At 44.1% G+C, this 15,142-nt stretch carries 13 protein-coding genes; 5 read left to right on the forward strand and 8 right to left on the reverse strand.

Going from position 1 to position 15,142, the window contains the following annotated elements; genetic code table 11:
• Window positions 1-6: 6 nt before the first annotated feature.
• The 7 genes from ACJ751_RS04280 to ACJ751_RS04310 all read right to left on the reverse strand — a co-directional run bounded on the left by ACJ751_RS04280 (window position 7) and on the right by ACJ751_RS04310 (window position 9,926).
• Window positions 7-1,125 (reverse strand): cytochrome c oxidase subunit II, encoded by a 1,119-nt coding sequence (locus ACJ751_RS04280; protein ID WP_407744135.1) that lies wholly within the window; start codon window positions 1,123-1,125, stop codon window positions 7-9.
• A 74-nt stretch (window positions 1,126-1,199) separates the two neighbouring features.
• A complete protein-coding gene (locus ACJ751_RS04285; protein ID WP_407744136.1) occupies window positions 1,200-2,426 on the reverse strand; it encodes a quinol:cytochrome C oxidoreductase in 1,227 nt (408 codons plus the stop codon).
• Window positions 2,427-2,460: 34 nt separating this feature from the next.
• Window positions 2,461-3,162, reverse strand: coding sequence for a c-type cytochrome (locus tag ACJ751_RS04290; RefSeq protein ID WP_407744137.1), 702 nt, complete (start codon window positions 3,160-3,162; stop codon window positions 2,461-2,463).
• A gap of 17 nt (window positions 3,163-3,179) precedes the next feature.
• On the reverse strand, window positions 3,180-3,773 hold the full coding sequence (locus tag ACJ751_RS04295) for a DUF3341 domain-containing protein (protein WP_407744138.1): 594 nt from the start codon (window positions 3,771-3,773) through the stop codon (window positions 3,180-3,182).
• Window positions 3,774-3,830: 57 nt separating this feature from the next.
• A complete protein-coding gene (gene nrfD, locus ACJ751_RS04300; RefSeq protein WP_407744139.1) occupies window positions 3,831-5,282 on the reverse strand; it encodes an NrfD/PsrC family molybdoenzyme membrane anchor subunit in 1,452 nt (483 codons plus the stop codon).
• Between the two features lie 75 nt (window positions 5,283-5,357).
• On the reverse strand, window positions 5,358-8,552 hold the full coding sequence (locus ACJ751_RS04305) for a TAT-variant-translocated molybdopterin oxidoreductase (RefSeq protein WP_407744140.1): 3,195 nt from the start codon (window positions 8,550-8,552) through the stop codon (window positions 5,358-5,360).
• Between the two features lie 90 nt (window positions 8,553-8,642).
• Window positions 8,643-9,926 (reverse strand): c-type cytochrome, encoded by a 1,284-nt coding sequence (locus tag ACJ751_RS04310; RefSeq protein WP_407744141.1) that lies wholly within the window; start codon window positions 9,924-9,926, stop codon window positions 8,643-8,645.
• 434 nt (window positions 9,927-10,360) lie between these two features.
• On the opposite strand from ACJ751_RS04310, the gene ACJ751_RS04315 reads away from it, so the two are divergent.
• The 5 genes from ACJ751_RS04315 (at window position 10,361) to ACJ751_RS04335 (ending at window position 14,676) form a co-directional block, all read left to right on the forward strand.
• Entirely contained in the window at window positions 10,361-10,951 is a 591-nt protein-coding gene (locus tag ACJ751_RS04315) for a phosphoribosylglycinamide formyltransferase (RefSeq protein ID WP_407744142.1), read from the forward strand.
• A 61-nt stretch (window positions 10,952-11,012) separates the two neighbouring features.
• Entirely contained in the window at window positions 11,013-11,771 is a 759-nt protein-coding gene (locus tag ACJ751_RS04320; protein ID WP_407744143.1) for a carboxypeptidase-like regulatory domain-containing protein, read from the forward strand.
• A 323-nt stretch (window positions 11,772-12,094) separates the two neighbouring features.
• A complete protein-coding gene (locus ACJ751_RS04325) occupies window positions 12,095-13,387 on the forward strand; it encodes a serine hydrolase domain-containing protein (RefSeq protein WP_407744144.1) in 1,293 nt (430 codons plus the stop codon).
• A gap of 36 nt (window positions 13,388-13,423) precedes the next feature.
• Window positions 13,424-14,080: a TMEM175 family protein gene (locus ACJ751_RS04330; RefSeq protein ID WP_407744145.1), complete on the forward strand. Its 657-nt coding sequence runs from the start codon at window positions 13,424-13,426 to the stop codon at window positions 14,078-14,080.
• Window positions 14,081-14,130: 50 nt separating this feature from the next.
• Window positions 14,131-14,676 carry a hypothetical protein gene (locus ACJ751_RS04335; protein ID WP_407744146.1) on the forward strand — a complete coding sequence of 182 codons (546 nt, stop codon included), beginning with the start codon at window positions 14,131-14,133 and terminating at the stop codon, window positions 14,674-14,676.
• 42 nt (window positions 14,677-14,718) lie between these two features.
• Here the strand turns inward: ACJ751_RS04335 and ACJ751_RS04340 are convergent.
• The coding region (locus ACJ751_RS04340; protein WP_407744147.1) for an HAD hydrolase family protein at window positions 14,719-15,142 on the reverse strand (424 nt) is incomplete at its 5' end.

Here is a 15,142-nt window from a genome sequence, read left to right on the forward strand (position 1 = left end):
CTGGTTTTAGTTAGCAGCCAATACTGCTTTTGGTGTACCGGCAGCAGCTGTTTTTGTTGAATCAGCAACTGGTGCAGGTGATGCAGCAGGCGCCACTTCAGCAGGCTTGTACGACGGCTTCTGTTGTGCCAACCAGAATTTATATTCCTGCTCGGTTACTACTTTAATAAGCCCTTTCATTGAATAGTGACCGTTACCGCACATTTGGTCGCAGGCGATCTCATATTCAAAATTGGGGTTATTAGTGATCTTCTTCATTTCTTCAGTAGTGTACTTGGGCGTAAACCACATAGTAGTTGGCGTACCGGGAACGGCATCCATCTTCATGCGGAAGTGTGGTAAACCAACGTCGTGGATAACGTCGCGTGAATTGATGATCAATTTTACTGGTTTATCTTTTACCAGGTACATGGCCGATGTTTCGATGATATCATCATAACCTGTAGCATCTGCTTTCAGATTTTGAACACCGTTTGGCGTTTCCATGGCAGAGTCTTTCCATACCATACCCAGCATATTGCCATTGGCTTCATCGATCATGCGGAAATATTTCTTCCCAAAGGTATTGTCTTTACCCGGGTAGCGATAGATCCAACCGAACTGACGGCCGGTGATCTCTACTCTCATAGCGTTTTCAGGCGCTTCACCGGTAATTTTAAACCAGTAATACAAACCGAAACCTACCAGCAAGCACAAAGTGATGGCGGGAACGGTTGTCCACAAAACTTCGAGTTTGTTATTATGGGGATAGTAGAATGCTTTTCTTTTGTCGTTGTACTGATATTTATAAGCAAACCAGAATAATAAGATCTGGGTAATGAAAAACACAATACCGGTAATGAGTATGGTGATCTTCAACATGGTATCGATGTTCTCACCATGGTCAGAAGCCGATGGATGAACCATCAATGTTTTGGGATACAGTGCTTCATTGCACAGGTACACCCCTATAAGCCCCAGTACGAGGAACACTACCATCAGGAATCCGTTGATCCTGTTATTTTGCTCGAAAGACTTTTTTTCTCCCTTTAAAACGGATACATACTCACTCGCCTTGGCTATCTGAAACGTAATCAGAAACCCAAGCGCCAGGATGGCTAACAAAAATACTCCGGTAGTTGTCATGATCTTTCAATAATTTTTATACTATCGAAACAAAGTTCGCTGATTTATTAAGTATCACACCTGTTTGAATCCTGTTAGGTATGATGGATAATACTTTCTTTAATGAACGGATGGTTTTTCGCAAGCAAGGGATATTTCGCCATTGCCTTACCAGTTGAATACATGATCAAACCTACAAAACCGGCCGCCACACCAAAATCAAACAGGTTCAGCTGTACATGCTCAGGGAACAGGCTCGCAAATACCATTTGATTGAAATCCAACCAGTGACCGAAAATTATCACGATTGCCATAAATGTAACCGTGGTATAATTTCTTTTTGAACCGCGGCGCATCAATATCAAAATTGGTGCGATGAAGTTGATACAGAACATAAACCAGTACAGACCGGTGTATGCACCGCTATGATGATTGGTGGTTACGCGTGATTTGAAATAGATAGTTTCTTCAGGAATGTTTGCATACCATATCAGCATGTATTGAGCAAACCATAAGTATGTCCAGAAGATAGAGAAGGCAAACATGAACTTACCCAGGTCATGAATATGCTCTTCGTTGGTGTACTCCAGGTAGCCCTGGTTTTTCATATACACTACAAAAATAGTGATGAGCGCCAGGCCGGCAACGAATGTACTGGCGAAAGTATACCAGCTGTACATGGTGCTGAACCAGTGTGCATCCAAACTCATCAACCACAACCATGGAGTAACTGACATAGCAGTTAAACCAAACCATACGATGAAGATAGAAGCCCAAACGCTGTTTTTGAAAATATAGCGACGGCCAGATTCAGTATCGGGCAGTGGATTATTATCCAGCTCATGCGATAACTGGCGCATTTTATAACCCAGAACAATCCACAGACCAATGGTAAGAATGGTCCAGACGATGTAAAATCCGCTGTTCAGGAAGCCTGATTTGCCTTCCAGGATCTTATCACCCTGGGGATGTAACCAATGGTAGATATGAGGATCAATTACACAAAGGGCTATTAAAACGACAAGCGCAATAATACCTAAAGGAATTACGGCTATAGAAATGGCTTCTGAAACACGGCGGAACGCCATCTGAAAACCGCCCATGGCCAGGGTAGTTGCGCAGATGAAAAACATAGCCGCGTTGGTGATCAGCAAAAAGTAAGTACTGTTCTGCAACATGGTAGCCCAAAATCTTGCGCCGTGGTGTTCACCGGTTCCATATAATATAAAACCGATGATAACAGATAAAACGCCGACTCCCATCAATGCCATTGACCAGTTCTTGTACCGTGCGGGGATGTCGAAAAATTCTTTAATAGCCATTATCAGTAATTTATATGTTCTGTGTTCGTGTCAGTTATATTTTCTTCTTAGCTGTTGTATCTGCAGCTGGTTTTTTGGCTGCACCTGTAGCGGCTGGTTTTGCTGCTGCTGTTGAATCAGATGCAGGAGCTGCTGCTTCAGCCTGCTTGCCACCACCTTGTTTGGATTTGATGTAATGAATCACCATCCAGCGTTGTGTAGTGCTCAACTGAGAAGCATAGCTACCCATTTGTCCTTTACCATAAGTAACAGAGTAAAACATCTGTCCTTCGGGCATGCTAACATACTTTGGACCACTTCCGAGGTTTGCGGGTGCTGCTGAGAACGGGCCTTCGCCACCCTTGTACAGGGGGCCATTGCCATCCAGCGCAGTACCATGGCAAATACCACAGTTTACGAGATACAGGCGTTCTGCCTCTTTCATCTTTACTGCATCCAGCGCAGGTAAAGGATTTGTTATATGAGTGGACGCTACATAATTGCTTGTATCGCCAGCTTTATCTTTTGCAAGGGGAAAAGGCAGTAATTCACCGCGTTTAATTGTTCCGGCTACCGGCAGGCGGTTATAGTGAATACCCTGCTTAGCGAGTGTATCTATGGGTGCATAAGTTTCATATGCACGGCTATAAGCCATATCAGGCATATATACGTGACCCGGAGTTCTACGTACGTCCTCGTTGCAACTCCATGCTACCACAGCCAGCACTAAAACAGAAACAATTGATAATTTTTTCATCTTAAAGTATTCAGATATTATGCAGATACAGTTTCGCTTTGACCTTCGTATAATTTTTGATCTCTATCATATCTACCTAACCACCAGCCGGTTTCGGCATTCTGTACATTGATGTCCCTGGCGCCGATACTGCCCATGAACGAACTTAATTCAGCCTCGTTTGTCTTGGCAGTACACTCGATCACCATTGTGAACTGGTCATCGGTTGAACGCAGGTTAAAGTGGTGCTTTTTTACAAAAGGTGCTAACTGGCACAGATAGCAGAAAGTTAATACCATACCCACGCAGGAACACAATACAGTGAACTCAAAAGTGATAGGTATCCAGGCTGGTAATGCAAAGTGCGGTTTACCACCAATGTTCCATGGCCAGTCGGTAGTTAAACACCAGGTCATGAAAGATAACATGCTGGTAGTACCAAATATAGCATACAAAAATCCGGCTGTATGAATGCTGGTATCACGCAAACCCATGGCTTTGTCTAAGCCGTGAATAGGGAAAGGAGTATATACCTCATGCAGTTTATAACCTGATTTACGTACTTTTTTAACGGCATCAAATAACGCTCCCTCCTCATCAAAACAACCGACAACAAATTTTTTAACAGCCATATAATGATTTTAAATATTCTGACTTATTTATTCTTTCGCTTTTGTCTGCGTACTTAATTAGTGGTGTTCTGAATGTGTTTCATGATAAAACTCATCCACACTAACTTTCTCGTACTGGTACATATTCTTCTTAAAGCTATCACCATTCTTTTTCAGAATGTGCTTGATCTCAGCCACCGCAATTATCGGGAAGAATTTAGAGAACAGGAAGTAGCAGGTAAAGAACAAACCAAATGTTCCCAGATAGAAACCAACTTCCCAAATAGAAGGACGGTAGTAAGTAGCCCAGCTACTTGGTAAATAGTCACGGTAAATAGAGGTAACGATGATCACAAAGCGCTCGAACCACATACCGATGTTTACGATAACCGACATGAAGAAGGTAACCACAATGTTACGGCGCAGTTTGCGGAACCAGAAGATCTGCGGAGAAATTACGTTACAACCCATCATCAGCCAGTAGCTCCAACCGTAGGGGCTGAACAGGTTCACGCGGTTTTGCGCAAAGGCCCAGCCTTCGTTCGGGTTCTGACCATACCATGATATAAACAACTCGGTCAGATAGGCAATACCTACAATTGAACCGGTTAATACAATTACTTTGTTCATTACCTCAATGTGCTCGATGGTAATATAATCTTCCAGCTTCAGCACTTTACGGCTGATCAGCAACAGTGTTTGCACCATCGCAAAGCCAGAGAAGATGGCGCCCGCAACGAAGTAAGGCGGGAAGATGGTAGTGTGCCATCCGGGAATTACTGAAGTAGCGAAGTCGAAAGATACCACCGTGTGTACTGACAATACCAGCGGTGTACTCATACCGGCCAAAACCAGTGATAAGCTTTCGTGACGTTGCCAGTGTTTGGTAGAACCGGTCCAACCAAATGACAGCAGACCATACATGTATTTACGCCATTTCAATTTAGCGCGGTCACGTACAGTAGCCAGGTCAGGTAACAGACCAGAGTACCAGAACAATAATGATACAGTGAAGTATGTAGAGATCGCGAATACGTCCCATAACAGTGGGGAGTTGAAGTTCACCCATAAAGGACCGCGGGTATTGGCGTAAGGTAATACGAAGAAGGCCATCCATACGCGACCCATGTGCCAGATCGGGAACTGACCGGCGCACATTACCGCAAAGATCGTCATCGCTTCCGCAGCGCGGTTCACCCCCGTTCTCCATCCCTGGCGGAACAGCAACAGGATCGCTGAGATCAGTGTACCGGCGTGACCGATACCCACCCACCATACGAAGTTGGTGATGTCCCAGCCCCAACCGATCGTTTTACTCAGGTTCCATTGGCCTACACCATAGGTCACCTCACGGTAGATGGAGAAAACACCAAAACCCAACAAAGCAACCGAGATCAGGAAACCAGTCCACCAAAGGCGGGAAGGCGCCGATTCAATAGGCCGCACAATATCTTCCGTTACCTGATGATAATCTTTGTTGTTATCTACCAGCGGAGGTCTTACTTGCGATTCGTATCTAATTAATGACATGTTATATGCTTTTAGCTATTCATCCCGATACATCGGGAAAACGGTAGCTGAAAAATTTATAATTACCTAATCAACTTATCCTTTGTGTTCAGCAGGTGCAGCTTCTGCAGGCGCTTCTTCAGCGTGGCTTCCTCCTATAATAGTACCCAGTACACCTTCATTGCTGATCTCTGCTGTGTTTCTAACCTTAGCCAGGTAGTTTACGTTAGGCATAGTGTGCGTTTCTTCCAGTGCGTGGTACAAACGTGAGTTATTTTGTTTACGCACCTGGCTCACTAAGCTTTGGCTATCGTTGGCATTACCAAACACGATGGCGTCTGCCGAACAAGCCTGCTGACAAGCTGTTTTCACATCATCATTCGCTAAAGGACGATTTTGTTTTTTAGCTTCCAGTTTACCAGCCTGAGTTCTTTGAACACAGAATGAACATTTTTCCATTACACCACGGCTACGTACTGTAACATCAGGGTTCAGTACCATGCGGGTAAGGTCATCGTTCATCATCAGAACAACATCGTCCAGGTTGCCCTCGTCAACAAGCGGTTGCTGGTTGTTGGGGAAGCTGTCTGCGCCAGTGTAATCGGCCCAGTTGAAACGACGTACTTTATAAGGACAGTTATTAGCGCAATAGCGGGTTCCGATACAACGGTTGTAAGCCATCATATTGATGCCTTCACTGCTGTGGTGTGTTGCGGCCACCGGACAAACGTTTTCGCAAGGCGCGTTGTCGCAATGTTGACACAGCATTGGCTGGAACACAGTCTGGATGCTTTCTGCATCATTAGGGTTACCACTGAAGTAACGGTCAATACGCAACCAGTGCATATCATGGTAACGCGCTACCTCGTGTTTACCTACGATCGGAACGTTGTTCTCAATGTGACAGGCTACCACACAGGCGCCGCAACCAAAACAACTGTTCAGGTCGATGCTCATCCCCCACTTGATACCAGGCTTCAATTCACCAGGATAGTCTGGGTAGAGGGTGCCTTCTTTTGCAAAGCCTTGAATGCCACCGTAATGCTCCAGTTCTTTCTCTCTTTCGTGGAAAATTACGTTCGGATCTTTCTTATATTCTTCAAAAGTTACTTCCCGGATAACACCTTCACGGCCTTCGTAGCTGTTGTGTGTTTGTCCCTGAGCAATTTTGTAAAGTTTGTCAGTTTTTTCCATTTCAGCCTGGCCATTCCACTCAATGGTAGAACCATTGAAGCTTAAGAATGGGTAGGCGTTTTTACCTAAGGTACCCTCAGCGCCATCAGAGGCAGTTACTGAACGGCCAACACTTTTATCGCGACCATAACCAACAGCTATTGCGATGGTGTTTTCCTGTGTACCAGGTATTACTATAATTGGAAGTTCAACTTCTTTACCGCGAACTTTTACTTTAATAACAGGCTTCATTACCTCCACCTCGTACTTGTCGGCAGATCTTCTGTCGTTCAGGTCGATGTCGAATTTTTTAGCCAGTGCAGGAGAAATAACTGCGTAGTTATCCCAGCTTACGCGGGTGATAGGATCAGGTAACTCGAGCAACCAGGGGTTGTTCGCTTGTTTACCGGCGCCAACGCCCACTTTCTGATAGATCACTACTTCGTATTCACCACCTTTCTTCATACCATTGGCAGCAGCTACTGCCTGGCCCACAGGACCGCCATTGAAAGTAGCAGCCCCTTCAGTAGCCGCTGTTTCAATTACACCATCCTGCAATGCTTTATCAAAAGTAGCCTGGCTGCCTAATTTGGCGATCCAGTAGTTTTTGAGGTATACATCCCATGGAGTGGTGTTACCAGCCCATTTCAGTAATGTTTCCTCAAAAGGTCTTGTGATGAAGAGTGGGTTGATAGTAGGTTGTATCAGGCTCACAAAACCAGCTTTTGGTTCTGCATCGCCCCAGCTTTCGAGGAAGTGAGGAGCCGGTACAACATATTTACACAATTTGGTTGTTTCGTCTTTTCTGTCGTTGAATGAAACAGACAGCTTAACTGATTTCAACCCTTTATTGAAACGATCTGCGTCGAAGTACTCATAAGAAGGATTGGCGCCGTAGATGAGCAGGGCTCCTACGCGGCCGGCTTCCATATCCTGAACCAGGGAAACCATTTCGCTATCAATACCCTGGTGCAACAGAATGGGGCTGGCCCAGCTGATAGTAGAACCGTAAGCACCGAGGGCTTCGTTGATGGCGTTTACAATGATCTGTACCTGGGTATTATTGCTGCCGCTAACAACCAGGGCTTTGCCTTTATTGGCAACCAGTTCTTTAGCAGCTTTTTCAATGCCTGTTTTTAATTTACCAGATACGCCTGTAGCACCCTGGCCATTTACAGCGCTTAATAAAGCAGCTGCTACAATACCAGCTTCAGATGGGCGGTGTACAAAACGCTCGTCGGCAGAGGCGCCAGTGGTGCTCATCATGCTTTCGAACTGGAAATGTTTGCTCATTTCCACCTTTTTCTCATGCACCTTACGGTTTTTGCTGTAACCATGTTGAAACTCAACAGGGTTTAACCAGGTACACAGGAAGTCGGCGCCAAGGCTCACGATGGTTTGTGCATTATCGAAGTTGTATGAAGGAATAGCGCGTTTTCCGAAGGTAGCTTCGTTGGCCAGTAACATGCCGGTGTAAGAAACGGCATCGAACTGAACGTGCTTGCTGCCGGGATATTTAGCCAGGAATTCAGCAATAACCTGTTTGGCAGAAGGCGAAGTGATGGTAGAAGTTAATAAAACCAGCTGACCAGCACCCAAACCAGCTAATGCTCCTTTGATCTCGCGATCAACTGCATCAAAGCTGGTAGCAGTGTTATTGGCAAATGGACTTTTCAACCGGGCTGTATCATATAAGTCAAGTACCGATGCCTGCATGCGGGCAGAAGAACCGCCTTTGCTGTATGTAGACAGGGTATTACCTTCTAATTTAATGGGGCGTCCATCACGCACTTTGGCAACAACCGGTATTACTTCACCGCCACTTACATAAGTAGTAGCATAGTAATCAGCAACACCAGGCACCATATCCTGTGGCTTATTCACATATGGGATCGCCTTTCTAACTTTAGTTTCGCAACTGGCCGCAACGATTGCCGCTGCTGTACTAAAACCAAGATATTTCAAAAAGTCTCTACGCGAGGCAGGACTGACATCCAATCCTTTCTTATCTACACTTTCAAACGGCAATTCTTCTTTGAATTCGTTTGAAATGGACTTTTCATAGGCCTCACTGTTATTGAGCTCTCCGAAACTCTGCCAGTACTTTTTATTAGCCATTTATCTATTATTTGAGAATTTGTGAATTTGAGCACCTGCTTTTTGGCAGGTGGATTTAGGATTCATTTGGCTTAGCAAATCAGCACTATACTAGTAGTGACACTTTTGGCACTCTGTACCGCCGATATCATTTACGGTTACACTGTCTCTTTTACCTTCTTTGATCTCGTCGTGATACTTTTTATAGATGCTGTAGAACTTGTTGCCTTCTTCGCCGCCTTTACCACCAAAGTTAACTTTAGTTGTACGGTGACAGTTAATACACCAGCCCATGCTTAAATCAGCAAATTGGTATACTTCATCCATTTTGGTGATCTCACCATGGCAGGTTTGACACTGTACTTTACCGGCATTCACGTGTTGAGCGTGGCTAAAGAATACGTGATCGGGCAGGTTGTGAATTTTGGTCCATGAAATTTCATGAGCCTCACCTGTGTATTGCTTTTTAGAAGCATCCCAACCGGCAGCTGCATAGATCTTTTTGATCTCTTCAGTACCATTAACCTCTGTACCGTCTTCACGGAACAGTTTGCCTGCAGTACCGCTGTATTCGCTGATGGTCATGTGACAGTTCATACAAATATTCACTGAAGGAATATTGGCACTTTTGCCTTCCATTGCACCACCGTGACAGTACAGACAGTTGATCTGGTTTACACCGGCGTGTACTTTATGGGAGTAGAAAATAGGTTGCTCTGGTTGATAGTTCTGGCTGCGGCCTAAACCGATAGCGCCTTTCACTATATAAAAACCGCCTATTACAAACAGGACCAGTACTAATAAAGTGATGTACGACTTGTTACGATAGAATGGGATGGGCTCGTAAGCAGGGAGACCATCTTTATCATCGGCCAGTTTTTTAAGATTGCTGTTCACCTGCAGCATAATCAGGGCTACAACTGCAAGGATCAGCGTTAATACACCGTACAGGATAGAATTGTCTTTCTCATCCATTACCTGACCGCCCGTAGTATTACCATTGGGCGTAGTAGTGGTTGATGGACCGGCTTTAGCTGTTTTTTCTACGTAGTCGATAACGGCATCGATCTCTTTTGTCGATAACGCATCGAATGAAGTCATTACTACCCCATTAAACTTCTGCTTCAGACCAGCGGTATATTGGTCTGTAGTCATGAATTTTGACGGATTATGAACCCACTCGTAAATCTTTTTACGGTCAGTCCAGGGGCCTCGTGATGTTACTCCACCTAATGCAGGGCCAGTCAGATCTTTGAAGACAGAGTGACAGGAAGCACAATTGTTTTGAAAAATGGCCTTCCCATCCTGAGCTGATAACTTATTTCCGACCGACAATAACAAAAAGAACAATGCACTGAAGAGGATTCGCTTAACTGTTGCTCTATGATCAATCATATTGCTGGATATGATGAAATTATGTGGAAAAATTTCCCGAATTGGGTGCAAAAATAAGTCAGGAAATTAACAAAATCACAACCTGTTTAAAATTTTTTTAATGCAGACTGGGCGTGGGTTTCAGCCGATTTTACCCCCTTTGTTAAAACGGTTCAGTCAGAAATGTCATGCTTTTGTCAAGTTGACAACTAAAGTTTCGCATCTCGTAACCTGATGATAAAATTGACTTTTCTTCACCCCAAAATTTTCCTGCACTTTTGCGTTCCTGTTTCAACGACTGAAACAAAATGACACGTCAATGCCACCCAGTTATTTTCAAACTGCGTGTCTTTGTCATTACCGGCATTTTTTGCAACGCATGAAACTGAACGGTAACAGATCGAAGGATAGTGTTAATTGCTTAACCAAGAACTATAACGTAGATAATTAATAATATGCAGACTATTAACGTTGCCATCTTTGCATCGGGCGCTGGATCGAATGCTCAAAAGCTGATCGATCATTTCCGGAAGCATTCCCAAATTAAAATAGCATTAATCGTTTGCAACAAACCAGGCGCTGGCGTATTAACCATTGCACAAAATGAAAATATTCCTTCTTTGTTAATAGAGAAAGAACAATTCTTTAGGGGCAATGCCTACGTCGATGAACTTAAACAACATAATGTTGATTTTATTGTATTGGCCGGATTTTTATGGAAAGTTCCTGTTCAATTAGTTAAGGCCTTCCCGCAACGCATTATTAATATACACCCGGCGCTGTTGCCAAACTATGGAGGCAAAGGCATGTATGGCCGTTTTGTTCATGAAGCGGTGATAGCAGCCAAAGAAACCGAAAGCGGCATCAGCATCCATTATGTGGATGAATTATATGACCATGGCCAGCTGATCTTTCAGGCCCGCTGTACCATCGAAGCCGGCGATACGCCCGATTCCCTGGCGCAAAAGATCCATGCACTGGAACATGAGCACTATCCCGTTATTGTAGAAAAAGTGATTGAAGACCTGCAAAATCGTGTTAAATAAATCTACCAGAATACATTTTTATCCTTTTCTTGCATAATATCACAAACTCAAACCCAGAAACTTGATTTTAAAACGGTACATAATTTTAATCTTACTGGCATCCGGTTCCCTCGCAGGCTTTGGCCAATTGCAGGTTCAGGTGAGAGGTAAAGTGTTCGACATGACGCAGCAGGTGCCCCTGGTTTCAGTAAGCGTTCAAAGTACCGGCGGAACAGGGACTGCAACCGACTCTTTGGGGCGATATACTATATATGCTAAGGAATCCGATTCAATCTGGTTCTCTTACCTGGGTAAAGGCACGCCTAAATATCCCATTGCAGCCATTCCCAACCAGCAGAATTTCGAGATCTCGTTGCACGTAAATGTTACAGAGCTGAAGACGATCATGGTAAAACCCCGCAATTACCACCTTGATTCTATTGCCAACCGCGAAGAATACGCCAAGGTTTTCAACTATAAAAAACCGGGGCTTGGAATCGTTCATCCCAATACACAAAATGCTGCTGTAGGCGTTGACCTCGACCAGCTGGTAGATGTGTTCAACTTTAAAAAGAACCGGCGCATGGCGAACTTTCGCGACCGGTTAATGGCAGAAGAAAAAGATAAATATATCGAACACCGCTTTAGCCGGGCACTCGTTATCCGGCTCACCCAACTCAAAGGCGCCGACCTGGATACTTTTATGGTACGCTACAAACCCGATATTGTGCTTGTTGAGAGCGCTACCGACTACGAGCTGCAATCCTATATTAAGCAGTGCTATGATAGATATATGAAGTGGAAGGAAGTAATGGGGGAACTGCGGAAACAAGATAACTGAAAGGTCATTTGTTTATTGTAGATTGTAAAGAGGCAGTTACAGGTTACAAGTTTCAGGTTGCCGGTTACCGGTCACCTGTTTCCGGTTTTCGGTTTTCGACGCCAGGACCCTGAGCGTAGTCGAGGGATCAAATCATTCAATTGTCTTATATTCCCTGTCAACTCGTCAACTAGTTAACTGGTCAACTTCCATTATCAACTCTGTCAACTATCCACTTCTTACCTCTTAAGCCACACTTCAATCCCTTGTCAACTTGTTAACCCGTTAACTCGTCAACTGGTCAACTTTTTCCCTAACTTACTGCTCAAACATCTTCCGTTATCATGAGACAGTTTAGCACACTCTCCCTACTCCTACTCATCACCACCGTTACCTTTTCCCAAAGTGCCCATCCGGTTCTTACTATGGCGGCTACGCCGGAAGCAGGCGGTTTTTCGGCAAAACGGTTAACCCGCATCGATACCGTGCTGAAAGAATATGTTGATAAAGGCCGGATGAACGGAGCAGTAGCCATGATCGTTCATGATGGCAAGATCGTATATTATAAAAACTTTGGTTATAACGACCTCGATACAAAAGCCCCGCTTCAAAAAGACGCTATCTTCCGTATTGCCTCACAAACAAAAGCCATTACCAGTGTGGCCATAATGATGTTGTACGAAGAAGGGAAATTCTTACTCGATGATCCCATCTCTCAATTCATTCCGGAATTCAAAAATCCCAAAGTATTAGATAAATACAATAAGGCCGATACAACATATACCACGGTTCCTGCCAAAAGAGAGGTCACCATCCGCGACCTGCTCACCCATACCAGCGGTTTGGGCTATGCCCAGATAGGCACTACCGAAGCCAAGAACATTTATTATAAAGCCGGCGTGGTAGGTGGTATTGGTATTCCTGAATTTAAACTGGCCGATAAAATGAAAATTTTAGGCGGTCTGCCCCTGTTTCACCAGCCCGGCGAAAAATGGACCTATGGATTGAACGACGATGTATTGGGTTACCTGGTTGAAATAGTATCGGGCATGAGCCTGAAAGACTTCTTTCAAAAACGCATCTTTGACCCATTGGGCATGAAGGACACTTATTTTTATTTGCCTGAGAATAAAAAAAGCAGACTGGCCATGCTGTACACCGAAGACACCAGTACCAAACGGCCGGTGAAAATGCCAGAGAAATTAAGTTTATATGGAGATATGTACCGCGATTATCCCAACATGAATGGTACTTACTATTCAGGCGGGGCAGGTCTTTCTTCAACCGTGTATGATTATGCCATCCTTCTGCAAATGTTGTTGAATGGCGGTGAATACAATGGAAAACGCCTGTTAAGCCATAACAGCGTGCGCATGATGACGATGAACCAGATCGGTGACCTCAGCCGCGGACCCAATAAATTCGGTCTGGGCTTTGGCATAACCACTGAAAAAGGCAGCGCAGTATTACCCACCCAGGAAGGCACTTTTGAATGGGGCGGCATGTTTAGCACCACCTATTGGGTTGATCCCAAAGAAAAACTGGTTGCATTAATTTATCGCAATATCTGGCCCACAAGTTGGGGCAACCTGGGTAACCTGTACAAGGTGCTGGTTTACCAGGCCATGAATTATTAGTAGATCTTTTTCCTTAACCAAAACTCACTCAGTCACATGAACCCACTGCACAACGAGTTGAAAAAAGAATTTCAACTTGAACGAATGATCCTGTTTAGCGATGCTGTATTCGCTATCGCCATCACTTTACTGGCCATTGAATTAAAAGTACCGGCCATTATAACCGATGTTACGGATCATAAACTGGCCGAAAGTCTCAATAAAATGATCCCCAAATTCATTGGCTTTCTCATCAGCTTTTTGATTATTGGTCAATACTGGACAACCCATCACCGTCTGTTTGGTTTTGTGGTGAATTATAACCTGCGTTTGATGTGGTTGAATCTTTTCTTTCTGCTGGCAGTTATATTAATGCCATTTACGAGTGCCTTTTACAGTGAATACATTTCTTATTATTTAAAAACACCGGTGCTGCTGTATATCGGCAACGTTTGCTTTTTAGGTTTTATGAATTATTTGATGTGGCGCAGTGTTAGCAATCCCAAACATGAATTAAGTGAAGGTTTGGCAAAACAGGTAGCCAGCTATTATTCCATGCGGGCCATTACAGTACCCATCATCTTCTTACTGATGGTGCTGGTGTATTTGATGTTTCCACACATAGCCATCTGGATGCCAGCCATCATTCCACTGGCGATAATGACGCTCACCAGGTACTATAAGAAAAGAATAAACCTGACTGTGAATAAATAGCCCTGTATGAATTTTATAAAAAGTAACAACCACGATTTGTAAATTGCAATATGGATCAACTTAACCTCGGCATCGGCACCCGTTTACAACACCGGCAACACGGCCCCGGTGTAATAGTTGGTATCAGGTACGCAACATACCTGATCTCTTTTATTAATCATGGCATTAAAGAGATTGATAAAAACGACAGTAGCCTGGAAGAGATCATTCCGGAAAATATTACTGAAGAAATAGAAACAAACAGTGAGGTAGAAAGATCGTTGTTAAAGGTATTACGCCTGTGGGGCGGTTTTCAGGAGATTGTTCCCTTGGGCGACCGCTGGAAAAACGGCCTTATGATCCTACAACCGGCCGATAAAACCCAAAAGGGAAAAGAACTGCCTATCGATGTGTTCTTTCATAAAATAGTGATGTTGCGCGATCGCCTGCGCGTGCTGGAACAACAGATCAATGCACACAAAACATTGAGCGATGAGGACAAGGTGAACCTGCAACAATACATTACCCGCATCTACGGTTCATTAACCACCTTCAATGTATTGTTCAGGAACAAGGAGCAATGGTTTATAGGCGAAAAAGGCGCTACAACTGATTGAAACAACTTTTAACCCATAACGCTTGCTATTCCCTGGTAAGTGTTATGGGAAATATTTTTTCAATGCCTTGGCTACCCCATCTTCATCATTAGAGGCGGTAACATCAAAAGCGATCTCCTTTATTGATTCTTCTGCATTTCCCATGGCAATCCCATAACCCACCGTCCGGATCATTTCTTTATCTCCTTCGCTATCGCCGATAGCCATCATGCTCTCCAGCGGAATATTAAAATGCTCAGACATAAATTTTACGGATACTGCTTTTGAACAGGAGGTATCAAATATTTCCAGGGTCGTATCCCTGGTTTTGAACACATTCACCTCTCCATGAGCTCTTAATTTCTTATCAATCACACTGATCTTTTCCGGCGTATCGCGCAGCATGATCTTGTGAATATTTCCGGGCGTAAAGTCTTTTATATCCATCCGGTCAGGTTCAACTTTTGTTCCCAGGATCTCTCTTTGC

Source organism: Niastella sp. (assembly GCF_045805085.1).
Taxonomy (GTDB): Bacteria; Bacteroidota; Bacteroidia; order Chitinophagales; family Chitinophagaceae; genus Niastella.